This is a genomic window from Kitasatospora sp. NPDC057542 (assembly GCF_042801945.1).
Classification (GTDB): domain Bacteria; phylum Actinomycetota; class Actinomycetes; order Streptomycetales; family Streptomycetaceae; genus Kitasatospora.
This window is the reverse complement of the sequence record NZ_JBHVFE010000214.1, coordinates 1-14,502: the sequence shown is the minus strand read 5'-3', so window position 1 is coordinate 14,502 and position 14,502 is coordinate 1. Positions and strand designations below refer to the sequence as shown.

Annotated in this window: 12 protein-coding genes and 1 pseudogene; 9 read left to right on the top strand and 4 right to left on the bottom strand. The window is 74.6% G+C overall.

Annotation, left to right across the window (positions count from 1 at the left end):
• Both ACFU7Y_RS24940 and ACFU7Y_RS24935 read left to right on the top strand, forming a co-directional pair.
• Window positions 1–943, top strand: a 943-nt coding sequence (locus tag ACFU7Y_RS24940; RefSeq protein WP_380769695.1) for a tetratricopeptide repeat protein, incomplete at its 5' end; no start/stop codon positions are given.
• Window positions 944–1,007: 64 nt separating this feature from the next.
• Window positions 1,008–2,882 (top strand): protein kinase, encoded by a 1,875-nt coding sequence (locus ACFU7Y_RS24935; RefSeq protein WP_380769694.1) that lies wholly within the window; start codon window positions 1,008–1,010, stop codon window positions 2,880–2,882.
• Here the strand turns inward: ACFU7Y_RS24935 and ACFU7Y_RS24930 are convergent.
• A complete protein-coding gene (locus ACFU7Y_RS24930; RefSeq protein WP_380769693.1) occupies window positions 2,831–4,810 on the bottom strand; it encodes an FAD/NAD(P)-binding protein in 1,980 nt (659 codons plus the stop codon). The genes ACFU7Y_RS24935 and ACFU7Y_RS24930 overlap by 52 nt on opposite strands.
• Complete coding sequence (locus tag ACFU7Y_RS24925) at window positions 4,807–5,748, bottom strand: amino acid ABC transporter permease (RefSeq protein WP_380769692.1); 942 nt, start codon at window positions 5,746–5,748, stop codon at window positions 4,807–4,809. Before ACFU7Y_RS24925 ends, ACFU7Y_RS24930 begins: the two co-directional genes overlap by 4 nt.
• Before the next feature lie 563 nt (window positions 5,749–6,311).
• Between ACFU7Y_RS24925 and ACFU7Y_RS24920 the strand changes: the two are divergent.
• The 5 genes and pseudogenes from ACFU7Y_RS24920 to ACFU7Y_RS24900 all read left to right on the top strand — a co-directional run.
• Window positions 6,312–6,506 (top strand): annotated as a pseudogene (locus ACFU7Y_RS24920) (GNAT family N-acetyltransferase); the annotation flags it as partial.
• Window positions 6,507–6,516: 10 nt separating this feature from the next.
• On the top strand, window positions 6,517–7,461 hold the full coding sequence (locus tag ACFU7Y_RS24915; RefSeq protein ID WP_380769691.1) for an ABC transporter substrate-binding protein: 945 nt from the start codon (window positions 6,517–6,519) through the stop codon (window positions 7,459–7,461).
• A 166-nt stretch (window positions 7,462–7,627) separates the two neighbouring features.
• The gene (locus ACFU7Y_RS24910) at window positions 7,628–8,380 is read left to right on the top strand and encodes an amino acid ABC transporter ATP-binding protein (protein ID WP_380769696.1); all 753 of its coding nucleotides are present in this window, start codon (window positions 7,628–7,630) and stop codon (window positions 8,378–8,380) included.
• A gap of 54 nt (window positions 8,381–8,434) precedes the next feature.
• Entirely contained in the window at window positions 8,435–8,701 is a 267-nt protein-coding gene (locus tag ACFU7Y_RS24905) for a hypothetical protein (protein WP_374120075.1), read from the top strand.
• Window positions 8,702–8,804: 103 nt separating this feature from the next.
• Window positions 8,805–10,022, top strand: a complete 1,218-nt coding sequence (locus ACFU7Y_RS24900; RefSeq protein ID WP_380769690.1) for a serine/threonine-protein kinase — start codon at window positions 8,805–8,807, stop codon at window positions 10,020–10,022.
• Here ACFU7Y_RS24900 and ACFU7Y_RS24895 read toward each other — a convergent pair.
• Window positions 9,978–10,676 (bottom strand): MBL fold metallo-hydrolase, encoded by a 699-nt coding sequence (locus tag ACFU7Y_RS24895; RefSeq protein ID WP_380769689.1) that lies wholly within the window; start codon window positions 10,674–10,676, stop codon window positions 9,978–9,980. The genes ACFU7Y_RS24900 and ACFU7Y_RS24895 overlap by 45 nt on opposite strands.
• A gap of 279 nt (window positions 10,677–10,955) precedes the next feature.
• Here ACFU7Y_RS24895 and ACFU7Y_RS24890 point away from each other — a divergent pair, with 279 nt between their 5' ends.
• Window positions 10,956–11,807, top strand: a complete 852-nt coding sequence (locus ACFU7Y_RS24890; protein ID WP_380769688.1) for a fumarylacetoacetate hydrolase family protein — start codon at window positions 10,956–10,958, stop codon at window positions 11,805–11,807.
• Between the two features lie 73 nt (window positions 11,808–11,880).
• Here the strand turns inward: ACFU7Y_RS24890 and ACFU7Y_RS24885 are convergent, their stop codons facing one another.
• On the bottom strand, window positions 11,881–12,639 hold the full coding sequence (locus ACFU7Y_RS24885) for a TetR/AcrR family transcriptional regulator (RefSeq protein WP_224283571.1): 759 nt from the start codon (window positions 12,637–12,639) through the stop codon (window positions 11,881–11,883).
• Window positions 12,640–12,757: 118 nt separating this feature from the next.
• Here ACFU7Y_RS24885 and ACFU7Y_RS24880 point away from each other — a divergent pair, with 118 nt between their 5' ends.
• Window positions 12,758–14,482: a DUF885 domain-containing protein gene (locus tag ACFU7Y_RS24880; RefSeq protein ID WP_224283572.1), complete on the top strand. Its 1,725-nt coding sequence runs from the start codon at window positions 12,758–12,760 to the stop codon at window positions 14,480–14,482.
• Window positions 14,483–14,502 lie beyond the last annotated feature (20 nt).

The window sequence follows — 14,502 nt, the reverse complement described above, 5'->3', positions numbered from 1 at the left end:
GGTGCCGACGGTGGTGGAGCGCCCGGCGCCGGTGGTGCCGCCGCCGCCGAGCGCTCCGCCGGTCGTCCCCGCGCCCGCCGTGCCGCCCGCCGCCGCGTCGGTGCTGCCGCCGCTGACCACGCCCCCGGTGACGGCCGCGCCGCCGGCCGAGGCCGTACGGGCCGGGCTGCGCGAGCGGCGGTCGGCCGCGTACCGGGCGGCGACGGCCGGTGAGTCGGCGATGCTCCTGCAGGCCCTCGCCCAGGAGTGCGTGACCGTGCTCGGCGCGAGCGACCGGGACACCCTGTGCACCTGGCGGGACTTCGCCTGGTACCTCAGCCGGACCGGGGACCTGAACGGCGCGATCCGGCTGTTGACCGCCCTCGTGGGTGACATGCGTTCGATGCTCGGCCCGATCGACCCGGACACCCTCGGCGCCCGCTACCACCTGGTCTGGTGCATCGGCGAGAGCGGTGCGCCGGTCACCACGATCCGGCTGATGAACGAACTGCTGCCCGACCTGCACGCCGCCTGGGGCCCGTACGAGCCCCGGGTCCTGAAGGCCCGGCACGACCTCGCGCTGTACCACGCCAACCGGGGCGACCTGCAGGGCGCGGTGATCCAGCTGCACGGGCTGTTGCCGGACCTCGCCCGGGTGCTGGGCGAGCACCACCCGAGCACCGTGCAGGCCTGGCAGGACCTGGCCGGCTACCAGCAGCAGCTGGCCCAGGCCGGCCGCAAGGGCGCCGGGCAGCGCCGCCGGACGCCGCGGATGAGCCCGATGGAGGCGCTGGTGCTGGTGCGGCGGCTGCGGGTGTGGGACTTCACCACCGACGGGGAGGCCCGGGCCTGCATGGACGCGCTGGACCGGGGGATCGGCCTGAAGGGCGTCGCGGACGTGGTGTTCGACGCGCCGGACCACGTGTCGGACGAGGACCTGGTGGAGGAGATCTTCGGAGCCTGAGCCGGTGGAGCCTGGGCGGCGCCGATAGGGTCCGAGGGGGCCACGGTGGACGGGGGAGGGGCGCGTGCGAGTCGGGGACGTCCTGGACGGCCGGTACGAGTTCGAGGAGAAGCTGGGGCAGGGCGGGTTCGGGGTGGTGTGGCGGGCCCTGGACACCCGGATGGGGCGGCCGGTGGCGGTCAAGGTCATCCGGCACGACGACGGCGACCGGGCGAAGGCGGCGCTGCGGTTCGCCCGGGAGGCGTCCGCGGCGGGCAACCTGTCGCACCCGCACATCGTCACGGTGCACGACCTCGGCCACAGCGCGTTCGACGACCAGCAGGTCACCTTCCTGGTGATGGAGCTGCTCACCGGTCGCACCCTGACCGAGGTGCTGCGGGACGGGCGGCCGGAACCGCAGGTGAGCCTGCGCTGGGGGCGGCAGATCTGTGAGGCGCTGGCGGCGGCGCACGACGCGGGCGTGGTGCACCGGGACATCAAGCCGGACAACGTGATGATCACCGACGCCGGGCGGCTGAAGGTGCTGGACTTCGGCATCGCCCAGCTGGACACCGGCGCGAGCGGGCTGACCACCGTCGGCACGGTCATCGGCAGTCCGCCGTACATGGCGCCCGAGCGCTGGACCGGCGACCGGGTGGACGGCCGGGCCGACCTCTACGCGTTCGGCTGCGTGCTGGTCGAACTCCTCACCAGGAAGCGGCCGTTCAACGGGGACTCGACGCCGGTGCTGATGTACCAGCACCTCAACGAGCCACCCCCCGAGCTCGACCCGGCGAAGTACGGGCTGCCGCCGCACCTGCCGGCCGTGGTCGCCCAGCTGCTGGCCAAGGATCCGGCGGACCGGCCGGCCGACGCCCGGACGGTCGCGCAGTGGCTCTCGGACCTGGCGGAGGGACGGGACCGGCCCCCGACGCAGCCCATCGCTGCCCGGACCGAACCGGGCCGGACCGCGTCGGTCCGGCCCGCGGGCACCCCGCCGCTGCGGCCGGTCCGGCCGGTCCGGCGGCGCGGCCAGTCCCGGCAGCCGGGGCAGCCGAGGCTGCGGCCGGTGGGGCGGGCCGCGTTGGTGTATCCCGAACCCCCGCCGTCCGTCCGGCGCGTGCCGCTCGTCGCACCGGCCGCACGGGTGGGGCCCGTCGAGGACGAGGCCGCCGTCCGGGGCCGGCTGCGGGAGGGCCTGCGGGCCGCGCAGCAGGAGAACCCCGCCGCGGAGGTGCAGCCGCTCCGGGCGGCGGTCGACGCCGCCGCGTGGGCGCTCGGGGCGGGCGACCCGGAGGTCGTCGCCGCCCGGCAGGACCTCGCCGGGTGCCTCGGCCGGGCCGGTGAACCGGCGCAGGCCGTCCGGGTGCTGCTGGACCTGGCCGAGGACCTGCGGACGCTCCTCGGAGCGACCGACCCCGAGCTGCTGAAGGTGCGCTGCGAACTGGCCCGGCAGGTCCGGGACAGCGGCGAGACGGTCGCCGCGATCCGCCTGCTGACGGAACTGCTGCCCGCGCTGAAGGAGGCCTGGGGCCCGCGCGGGGTGCCCGTCCTCTGGGCCCGGCACGACCTCGCGGTCTGCCGGGCCCGGCGGGGCGACTTCCAGGGCGCCGTGCTGGAGCTGGACGGCCTGCTGCCCGTGCTGGTCGAGGTGCTCGGCCCGCAGGACGAGCGCGGCCTGCGGGCCGCCGCCGACCTGGCGGAGTACCGGGAGGGGGCCCGGCACCACCGGGTGAACCGGGCCGTCCGGGTGTTGCGACGGCGGATCGGCCGGGAGGAGGCGCAGGAGCTGATCCGGCGGATCCGGGCCGCCGCGCACGTCGGCGGGTCCGTCGCGGAACCGGCCCGGGCGCTGGAGCGCCGTACCGGCGTCAAGGGCGTCGGGCAGCGGGTGGCCGCCGCACCGGGCTACGTCACGGACGCGGACCTGCTGGAGGAGATCTTCGGTCCTTCGGCCTGAGTGGCGTGTGCCCCGCCGCCCGGGCTGCTCGCGCCGACGGCCCGGAGCAGGGCGCGGGCGGCGGCGTCGTTCTGCCGGAAGCCGGGGGCGTCGGTGCGGGGGCGGGCGAAGGCGGCGGCCGCGCGCAGGCTGGTGTGCGGGCCGAGGGCGGTACGTCGCGGGTGCGGGGCGCCGCCGAGGGCCGGGTCGAGCAGCCGGCTGTCGGCGGGGGTGATGGTGACCAGGCCGGAGTGGTGGGTGTAGTCCGGGTCGGCGACCACCTCCTCGACGATCCGTCCGGTGCGGTGCAGCTCGCGCAGCACCGGGTCCAGGGTGCGGGCCAGCGCGTGCTTGGGCAGGTACGCCTCGACCAGCGCCGTCGCGGTGACGTGGTGGCCGGGCAGGGTGGCGCCGGAGGCCCGCCAGGTGCCGCTCGCCTCGTCCCGTTCGATCCGCACGTCCGCACCGAGGAAGCGCACCACCCCGGCCTCGGAGAGGGCGAGCAGCTGGCGCAGCCGGAAGCCGGGCGGGCCGGAGGCGAGGAAGCTGAAGTAGCCGAAGAACCACTCGTCCACCTCCTCGGCGATCGAGCGGGCGGTGAGCCGGCCGCTCGCCGTCAGCCGGGGGAGCTGGCCGAACAGCGAGAGCAGGGCGAGGAAGGCGCCGAGGTCGGCGCTGTGCGCGGGGTCGGCGCGGCGGTCGGCGTCGGCGGTGACGTACGCGCGCAGGTGCGCCTGGAGCTCCTCGTCGGTGCCGAGTTCGAGCCCGGCCAGCGGGTGGTCGAGCCGTTCGACGTCGATCCGGTCGGCCGGGTCGGGAACGGCCTCGGCGATCAGGGCGGTGAGTTCGGGGGTGTACCAGCCGTGCCGGTCGTAGCGGGCGAGGAACTCCGGCCAGGGCAGGGCGGTGCGTCCGGGGTGGGCGTGGAACAGCTCGTGGTAGTGCCCGAAGCCGATCTCCTTGGCCATCAACGGCCAGAAGTCGCGGCGCAGTTCGAGCTGTCCTCCGGTGGTGAGCACGGCGTCCACGGCGGCCTTGTCGAAGTACCGGGGGAGCGGGGCGGGCGGCCCCTGGAGGCGGTAGCCGGTCTTGGAGTGGTACGGGACGCCGCGCCGGGAGCCGAGGTGGAGCACCGGCTCGCGGCCGGAGGGGAGGTAGCGCAGCGCGGGCCCTTCGCCGGTGGGCTCGAAGCGGCCGCCGCGGCCCTCGGTGAGCAGGGCGACCAGGTCCACCGAGGCGAGGCCGAGGCCGCGCAGCACCACCTGTTCGCCGGGGGCGAGGCCGGCCAGCTCGGCGGCCACGTCGGCGGAGTAGGCGGGCGGGAGGTGGAAGCGGCCGTGCCGGGCGGCGAACTCGGCGTCGGTGGCGAAGCGCGGGTGCGGGGCGGAGTCGAGATGGCCGAGGGTGAGCACGACGTGGTCGGCGGTGAGCGTCCGGTCGGCGAGGTGGACGGTCTGCGGGCCGTCGGCCGGTCCCTCGATCCGCCGGGCGGTGTCCCGGTGGACGGTGACCTCGATGTGCGTCGGCAGCTCGGCGACGGCGCGGCGGAACGCCCAGTCCAGGTAGGCGCTCTGGGCCCGCCGGGTGGGGAAGTCGGTGGGTGCGAGGGTGCGCAGCTCGGCCCGGACGGCCGGGTCGGCGACCTCCCGGTAGGGCGCGAACTCCTCCTGCCGCAGGGCCCATTCGGCGAGCGAAGGGCCGGGGCGGACCGGCCCTTCGAGGGTGGAGCGCTCGTCGGTGAACATGGTGACGTCCTCGGCCATCGAGTTCATCCGCAGCAGCGGGGACTGGTCGTGGCGCCAGATCCGGCCCGCACCCGGCGGGTACGGGTCGACCAGGTGGATCGCCAACGGCCGCTCGGCGGGCAGCAGTTCGGCGGCGTTGGCGGCGATCCGCTCCAGCAGGCCGGTGGCGCGCGGGCCGGCACCGACGATGACGAGGGCCGTCATGCCCGCACCACCTTGGCCACGGCCGCGAGGGCCCGCTGCAGCGGGGTGGGCGGCAGGCCGTCACGGGTGGCGCCCTTGGCGAAGTGCCGCTCCACGTAGTACTGGCCGATGGACAGCAGGGTGGTGACCACCAGGTACCAGATGGTGGCGACCATCAGCATCGGGATGACCTGGTACGACTGGAGGTAGACCAGCTGCACCGAGTAGAGCAGGTCGGAGACGGCCAGCACGCTGACGATGCTGGTGCCCTTGAGCGCGCCGATCAGCATGTTCCCGGCGGTCGGCACGATCGCCCGCATCGCCTGCGGCACCACGATCCGGCGCAGTACCCGCCACCGGCCGAGCCCGAGCGCGGCCGCCGCCTCCAGCTGGCCGCGGTCCACGGAGAGGATGCCGCCGCGGATCACCTCGGCGGCGTACGCGGTCTCCAGCAGGGTGAGGCCGATGACGGCGGTCAGGGTGGGGCCCATCAGGTCGACGGTCCTGACGGTGACGAACTCGGGGCCGAACGGGATGCCGAGGCCGAGGGTCGGGTAGAGCGCGCCGATGTTGAAGAAGAACAGCAGCTGCACCAGCGGCGGGGTGGAGCGGAACACCCAGACGTAGCCCCAGCTCAGCGTGCGCAGCACCGGGTTGGTGGACAGCCGCATGGTGGCGAGGAGGGTGCCGAGCACGAAGCCGAGGGCGAGGGTGACGGCGGTCAGCCAGAGGGTCAGGGTGAGCCCGTCGAGCACGGACCGGGCGGTGAACCAGTCGGCGACCACGCTCCACTGGAAGGCCTTGTTGCGGATCACCGAGTTGACCGCCATCGCGGCCAGCAGCAGGGCGACGGCGGCGGCGGCCCACTGGCCGGGCTTGCGGCGGGCGACGATCCGGGCCTCGGGGGCGGGGAGGTCGAGTACGGAGGGGGCGGGCAGGACGTCCTGCGGGGTGGCCATGGCGGCGGCTCCTGGGCGGAGTGCGGGCGGGGAGGGTACGGCGGTGGTCACGTACGCGGGCGCGGCCCGCGTCCCTCAACGCGGCCGGCGCAATGCACTGCACTCCGCTTCGATCGTACGCATGCGCGATCGACGGCTGTCAAGGGTGATCAGGGTGCGGGAGGGCTCGGTCGACGCACGTCGGAAAAGCGACAGGAGATCGCAACAGTGCGGCAATGATGGATGGTTGACGGACCGATCGGCCGACTGCTCAACTTGAGGCCATGTACGCCGAGCAGCCTCTGGTCAGCCGTGACCACATCGACTTCGGTCGGGTGTGGTCCGCGGCGTGTCGCGGCTGATCCGGCAGCGGGCCGTCCGTCCGGCCTGATCCCCCGTCGGGGAGCCCTCCCTCGGTTCGCCCCGTCGCGGCCCGGACCCGTCGCCGACCACCGGCGGCGCGCCGGGCCTTCGCTGCCGCCGATGACTTCGCACTGCGCTCCGGCCTCCTTCACTGCGGCCCCTCCTCCGCTCGGCACTCCCTCCGTCACCCCTGGCACCGTCACCCGTCCGACGGCCGCCCCGCCGTGGCCGGCTACACCCGGCTCCACCTCACCACCGGTCCGCGCCGGCCCGAGGCCGAGGGCCTCTACCTGGCGGCCGGCTACACCCCGCTGTTCGACGTCCCGGCCGATCCGACGACCATCGGCCCGCTCCCCTTCGAGAAGCAACTGCCCGCCCGTGAGCGGCAGTTGCCCGTTCTGGCTCCGACCTCCTGAAAGGCCCCCCGTGAGAACCAGCACCGCCCGCCGCCTGCTCGCGACCACCGCCCTGCTGCCGGTCCTGGCCCTGGCCGCCTGCGGCTCGGACCCGAAGATCGCGAGCGCGGCGGGGGCGGGCGGTCCGGCCGCCACCGCCACCGAGGACCTCGTCTCCGGCCTCGCGAAGTCCGAGGCCGCGGCCGCGCTGCTGCCCGAGGAGGTCCGCAGGGCCGGCACGCTGAAGTTCGGCTCGGCCTTCGGCGCGCCGCCCAGCGCGTTCTACGCCGACCAGGCCGGCAAGAAGCCCGCCGGGATCGACGTGGACTTCGCGGACGCGGTCGCCAGACTGCTCGGCCTGACCGTGCAGCGCGAGGAGGCCGCCTTCGAGACCATCCTGCCCTCGCTGGACAGCGGGAAGTACGACGTCGGCACCGGCAACTTCGGGGTCACCACGGCCCGGCTGAAGACCATCGACTTCGTCACCTACATCGACGACGGCCAGGGCTTCGCGGTGAAGAAGGACAACACCGCGATCCAGCCGGTCACCGACCTGCTCCAGCTGTGCGGGCTGACCGTCGGCACCACCGCCGGCACCACCTTCGAGACCACCCTCAACAGCCGCAGGAACGTCTGCGCCGACGCCGGGAAGAAGCCGTACGAGGTCAGGGCGTTCAGCGAGAGCGGCGCGCTGCTGACCAGCCTCCGGCAGGGCCGGGTGGACGTGGAGATGTCCACCATCAACGGCCTGCGCTACCAGTCCGCGCAGGAGGCCTCCGGGACCCGCTTCCTCGGGGAGTTCCACCGCCTCGACGTCGGCTTCGCCCTGAAGAAGGGCTCGAAGCTCGCCCCGGCCCTCCAGGCGGCGGTCAACGAGCTGATCAAGGACGGGACGTACCAGCGGATCCTGGGCAAGTGGGGGGTCGCCGATTCGGCGATCAAGGAGTCGCAGATCAGCCCGCCCGAGCACGGCTGAGCGCCGAGCGCACCCCGCCGCCCACCCCGTGGCAGCGCGTCCGGGCCTTCGCCCGGAGCCTGCCGGACCGCTCCCGGCCCGCCGCCGCCCGTACCTCCGGAGGACAGTCGTGACCACCCTGGCGAAGCCCGCCCCGAACCCGGCGGATCCGGCCCCGGCCGCCCCGATGGTGCAGGTCCGCGGCCTGCACAAGAGCTTCGGCCGGCTGGAGGTGCTGCGCGGGGTCGGCCTGGACGTCCCGGCCGGCTCGGTGACGGTGGTGCTCGGCCCGTCCGGCTCCGGCAAGTCCACCCTGCTGCGCGCGATCAACCACCTGGAGAAGCCGGACCGCGGCCACGTCGCCGTCGACGGCGAGCTGATCGGCTACCGCCGCTCCGGCGACCGGCTGTACGAGCTCAAGGAGCGCAAGGTGCTGCGCCAGCGCACCGGCATCGGCTTCGTGTTCCAGAACTTCAACCTGTTCCCGCACCTCACCGTGCTGGAGAACCTGGTCGAGGCGCCGGTCGCCGCGCTGCGCCGCCCCAGGGCCGAGGCCAGGGCGGCGGCGCTGGCGCTGTTGGAGCGGGTCGGACTGGCCGACAAGGCCGCCGCCTACCCCCGGCAGCTGTCCGGCGGGCAGCAGCAGCGGGTGGCGATCGCCAGGGCGCTGGCACTGGAGCCGAAGGTGCTGCTGTTCGACGAGCCCACCTCGGCGCTCGACCCGGAGTTGGTCGGTGAGGTGCTGGACGTCATCAGGGACCTCGCCCGCGGCGGCACCACGATGATCGTCGTCACCCACGAGATCGGCTTCGCCCGCGAGGTCGCCGACACCGTGGTCTTCATGGACGGCGGCGTGGTGGTCGAGCAGGGCCCGCCCGCCGAGGTCCTGGACCGGCCGCGGCACGAGCGCACCCGGGCCTTCCTGGCCAAGGTCCTCTGACCCGCCCTTCCCGTCAGCTCCGCCAAGTTCCCTTCACCGAGCAGGAGTTCCACCATGTCCCTACCCCGTCGCGCCCTCGTGGCCGCCGTCGGCACGCTCGCCGCCGCCCTCGCCCTGGCCGGTTGCGGCAGCAGTGCCACGGGCGCGGCGGCGGATGGAGCGAGGAGAACGAACGGGCTGGTCAGGGCGCTGAACGGGGCGATCGACGAGGTGATCAGGAACGGCACGTACGGGCAGGTGCTCAAGCGCTGGGGCCCGGACGGCGAGGCCGTGCCGAGTTCCGAGATCAACCCGCCCGGGCTGCCCGGGCCCAGGCCGTAGGAAGGGCCGGCCGGGGTCGTTCACCCGTTCGTCCCCGGCCGCCGCTATGGTGACCCCTCCGACGGCGAACGCCGAGCGGGCGCGGTCGAGTTGGGGGATGGGCATGGAGAAGGGCGAAGTGCTCGGCGGACGCTTCCGGCTGGAACAGAAGCTGGGCCGGGGCGGCTTCGGCGTGGTCTGGCGGGCGACCGACACGACCATGAACCGCGAGGTCGCGGTCAAGGTGCTGCTCGCCGAGCACGCCACCGACCGGGAGGCGGTCAGCCGGTTCGTCCGCGAGGCCCGGACGGCCGGCGGCCTCAACAATCCGCACATCGTGACCGTGTACGACTACGGGTGGACCGAGGCCGGCTCCGGAAAGATCCCGTACCTGGTGATGGAGCTGGTCCGCGGCCGGGCGCTGTCCGAGGTGCTCAAGGACAGCCGGCCGGACCACAAGCAGGCGCTGCGCTGGATGCGGCACGTGTGCAAGGCGCTGGACGCCGCGCACCGCTCGGGGATCGTCCACCGGGACATCAAGCCCGAGAACGTGATGATCACGAAGGAGGACGAGGGGGAGCGGGCCAAGGTCCTGGACTTCGGCATCGCCCGACTGGTCACCCAGACCGTCCGGCTCACCTCCACCGGCAACGTGGTCGGCACCGTCCCGTACCTGGCGCCCGAGTGCTGGTCCGGCGGCGCGGTGGACGGCCGGGCCGACCTCTACGCGCTCGGCGTCATGCTGTACGAGGTCTGCACCGGCGCGCGCCCGTTCCGCGCCGCCTCGGCCGCCGAGTACATGTACAAGCACCTGGAGGAGGTCCCGTCCCGGGTGCGCAGCAAGGATCCGGCGCTGGCCGGGCTGGTGGCCGAGCTGCTCGCCAAGCGCCCCGAACAGCGGCCGGCCGGCGCCGCCGAGGTGCTGGAGCGGCTGCGCGCCGTCCAGCCCGGGATGCTGCGCCCGGACGACCCCAGCCCGGAGCAGCTGCGCCGCCGGGCCGACCGGGCCTGGCGGCACGGCGAGGCCGGCGAGGTGGCGGAGGCGGTGGAGATCCTCACCGCACTCGTCCCCGACTTCGCCCGGATCTGCGGCCCGTACGACCCCCGCACCCTGCGCACCTGCCACGACCTGGCCCTCTGGCTGGCCCGGGACGGCAGTCCCGGCGCCGCCGTCGCCCTGTTGGACGAGCTGGCCCAGGCGCCCGGCACCACCCCGGAGGCCCGGGCGGACGCGCGGCGCGACCTCGCGCACTGCCGGCAGGAGGTCGCCCGGCTCGGCCCGGGCCGGCCGCGGGCGCTAAGCCTGGGGGTGCTGCTCGGCGGCGGCGCGCAGGGCGGCTGAGGCGTCCTTCGCGATCGGGTCGCCGTGTCCGAAGACCGCCGTCTCCACCGGCAGCGCGGCCAGCCGGTGGAAGGAGGCGAGTGCCAGGGCCGGGTCGGTGTGGAACACCCCCGGGGTGGTCCGGCCCCCGACGTTGGCCGCCAGGTCCCCGGTGAACAGCACACCCGGCCCGGGCAGGTGCAACGCGATGCTGCCGTCGGTGTGCCCGGGCACGTGCACCACCACCGCGCCGCCGCCGATGTCCAGCACGTCGCCGTCCTCGACCTCCCGGTGCACCGGGCAGGGCTCGGCGGGCGGGATGGGCGGCAGTCCGTCCCACAGCTGCTGCTCGAACGGGCTCAGCACCGGAGGCACCGGCGGCTGCTCGCGCCGGATCACCGGTGCCTCCAGGCGGTGCGCCACCACCTGGGCACAGTGCCGCCGGGCGAGCAGGGCGGCCGAGCCGGTGTGGTCCTCGTGGTGGTGGGTGAGCACGATCCGGCGCAGCGCGGCCGGCTCCTGCCCGGTGGCGCGGATGCCCTGCTCGATCGCGTCCGCCGAGCCGGCGATGCCGGTGTCGACCAGGGTGAGGCCGTGCGCGTCCCGCCAGAGGTAGGCGGTGCCGAACTCCAGGCCGATCATGTGCAATTCGTCGCGTACCCGGGTGATCTCCATGCCCGCATCCTGCGCGCCGGGCCGCCGCGGCACTCCCGCGTTCGCCGCCGGCGGAGCGGGACGGGCCCGGGCACCGCCGCCCGCGACGCCGGACGCCCGCCGGGTGTCAACCGTGCGTGCCGCCGAGCCGGTGCCGCGGGCGGAGCGGGAACCGGGAGGATTTCGCCCACCGGGATGCTCTGGTCCGCCGCCCGGCGCGTTGGTATACCTCGTTGCCGGACTCGGGTGCGGTGTTCGCGCCGCCCCGGTGAGCTGCGACGAAAGGCTGGTGACGGATCGATGAAGCTCCTGCGCGTCGGACCCCAGGGCGCCGAGCGCCCGGTCGTCCTGGGCGAGAACGGCACCGCGTACGACCTCTCGGGGCGGGCCCGCGACCTCGACGGGGCCTTCCTGGCCGGGCTGGACCCGGCGGCGCTGGCCCGGGACGCGGCCACCGGCGTCCTGCCGGTGGTGGACCTCGACGGCCTGCGGGTGGGCGCACCGGTGGCCCGGCCGGGCAAGGTGGTCGGCATCGGGCTCAACTACCGCGACCACGCGGCCGAGGCCGGGGCCGCGATCCCGGCCGAGCCGGTGATCTTCCTCAAGCCGAGCTCCACCGTGGTCGGCCCGTACGACGAGGTGCTGGTGCCGCGCGGTGGCGAGAAGACCGACTACGAGGCCGAGCTGGCGATCGTGGTCGGCCGCACCGCCCGCTACCTGGACTCGCACGCCGAGGCGGCCGGGGTGATCGCCGGGTACACGATCGCCAACGACGTCACCGAGCGGGCCTTCCAGTTCGAGCGCGGCGGTCAGTGGGACAAGGGCAAGTCGGCGGAGACCTTCACCCCGCTCGGGCCCTGGCTGGTCACCGCCGACGAGGTCGCCGACCCGCAGGCGCTGACCCTGCGGCTGTGGGTCAACGGCGAGCAGCGGCAGCACGGCAGCACCGCCGAGATGATCTTCCCGGTGCTCGAACTGGTCCGCTACGCGAGCTGGTTCATGGTGCTGGAGCCCGGCGACGTGATCATCACCGGCACGCCCGCCGGGGTCACCCTGGGCCGCCCCGGCACGCCGTTCCTCGCCCCGGGCGACGTGGTCGAGATCGAGATCGACGGGCTCGGCCGCCAGCGCCAGGTACTCGGCAAGGCGTAACGGCACAGGCCGCCCCGACCCTTGGCACGGGGGTCGGGAGGGCCGCCACGAAGCGCCGGTAACGAAGCGCCGGTTACGAAGCGCCGCCCAGTACCGCCCGCAGCCGCTCCGCCCGTTCCGGCCGCGGCCCCTCCAGCGCGAGCACCCCCGCCAGCACCTCGGCCGTCTGCGGGTCGTGCAGCGCCGTCGCCGCCGCCATCGCGGTGAACTGGTCCACCAGCCAGTCGCGCAGCTCCGCCACCGGCAGCGTGCGCCCCTCGTCCAGCCAGCTCAGCGACGCGCCCTCGACCACCGCGATCCACGAGCGCACCAGCAGCGTCAGCCGTGGCCCGGCCTCCCGCACGCCCAGGTGGCGCAGTGTCCGCCGCAGCGCCGCCCGCCGGACGTCGTCCACGATCGCCGAGGTGCGGGCCGTCTCCACCACCGAACCGCCGCGCAGCAGCGCCGAGTAGCCGGCGTCGTGCTCGGCCACGAAGGCGAAGTAGCCGTCCAGCACCGCCGACAGCTGCTCGGACGGCGTCCCGCTCACCGGCACCGCGAAGCGGCTGGTCAGTTCGTCCGCCGCGGTGCGCAGCGCGGCCTCGTACAACTGCTGCTTTCCGCCCGCGAAGTAGCGGTACACCAGCGGGCGGGAGGCCCCGGCGGCCTCGGCGACGTCGTCCAGGCTCACCTCCTCGGGCGGCCGGGAGGCGAACAGCTCCAGGGCGACCGCGATCAGCTGCTCGCGCCGCTGCTGGACCGGCAGCCGCCGGTAGCCGGTGCGGCGCGGACGCGGCTCGGGTGCGGCCGGAACGGGTGCCTGACCGGCTGCCGGGGTGGGGCGGGCTTCCATGGCGGCCAGCGTAATGGGCGCCGGGTGGATCGGGTCCTGTCGCGCCGAACGGATTTTCGCAGGCGAACCCTGCTCGCAAAGGGGTTGCAAAGCTGCCGTGCCACGCAATGATGTCCGAATGCGTGAAGAACTGATCACCGCCGACGGCACCACCCCGCGCCGCATCGCCGACGACCATGTCCGCGAACTGGCCGAGCTCGACCCGCTCACCGCGGTGTACCTCGGCGTCAACCTTGATGACGACCGGCTGCCCGACCTCTCCCCGGCCGGTCCCGAGGCCATCGCCGACCTCGCCCGCCGCACCCTGGCGAAGCTCGACGAGGCCGAGCGGGCCGGCGCCGCAGAGGACGAGGCGGAGCGCCGCTGCGCCCGGCTGCTGCGCGAGCGGCTGACCGCCGAACTCGCCGTCCACGGGGCGGGGGAGAGCTTCCGTTCGCTGCGCAACCTCGGCTCCCCGGTGCACGACCTGCGGGAGTCCTTCACCCTGATGGGCACCGACACCGAGGCCGAGTGGCAGGTGATCGGCCGCCGCCTGGCGAAGGTTCCGGTGGCGTTCGAGCAGTACCGGCAGACGCTGGCCGAGGGCATCGAGCGCGGTCTGCTGTCCGGTCCGCGCCAGGTGGCCACGGTGCTCGGGCAGTTCGCCGAGTGGCTGGGCGAGGACGCGCCCGCCGACGAGCGGGTGCCCGGTGCGTGGTTCGGGCAGTTCGTCCAGGGTGCGCCGGAGGGCCTGCGCCCCGAGCTGTCGGAGCACGCGGTGGCCGCCGCCGAGGCGCTGGCCGAGCTGCGCGACTGGCTGCGCGACGTGTACGGCCCGGCCGCGGCCGGTGCCTCGGACACCGCGGGCCGGGAGCGCTACGTCCGCTGGGTGCGCTACTGGACCGGCGCCGACCTGGACCTGGAGGAGGCCTACGCCTGGGCCTGGAGCGAGTTCCACGACCTGCTGGCGCAGATGGAGACCGAGGCCGAGAAGGTCCTGCCGGGTGCGGGCCCGCTGGCGGCGATGCAGTGGCTGGAGTCCGACGGCCCGGCCATCGAGGGCGCCGAGGCCGCCCGGGAGTACCTCCAGGGCCTGATGGACCAGGCCGTCCGGGACCTCCAGGGCACCCACTTCGACCTGGCCGAGCCCGTCACCCGGGTCGAGTCGAGGATCGCTCCGGCCGGCAGTGCCGCCGCGCCGTACTACACCGCGCCGTCGCTGGACTTCAGCCGTCCCGGGCGGACCTGGCTGCCGCTGCTCGGCCGGGACCGCTTCCCGGTCTGGGACCTGGTCTCCACCTGGTACCACGAGGGCGTCCCGGGTCACCACCTCCAGCTCGCGCAGTGGAACTACGTCGCCGACCGGCTCTCCACGTACCAGGTGAGCCTCGGCGGGGTGAGCGCCAACCTGGAGGGCTGGGCGCTGTACGCCGAGCGCCTGATGGACGAGCTCGGCTACCTCACCGACCCGGGCCACCGGCTGGGCTACCTCAACGCGCAGATGATGCGGGCGCTGCGGGTCATCGTCGACATCGGCATGCACGTGGGCCTGGACTTCCCGGCGGACTCCCCGTACCGGCCGGGCGAGCCGGTCAGCCCCGAGTACGCCCGGGAGTTCTTCGGCCGCTACTGCGGTCTGTCCGCCGACTTCCTGGACAGCGAGCTGGTCCGCTACCTGGGCCTGCCCGGTCAGGCGATCGGCTACAAGCTCGGTGAGCGCGCCTGGCTGCGCGGACGGGCGGCGGCGAAGGCGGCGCACGAGGCGCGCGGCGAGGAGTTCGACCCCAAGGCCTGGCACATGGCGGCGCTCTCGCAGGGCTCGCTGGGGCTGGACGACCTGGTCGAGGAGCTCTCGGCGCTCTGACCCACGGCGCAGCGCAGGCT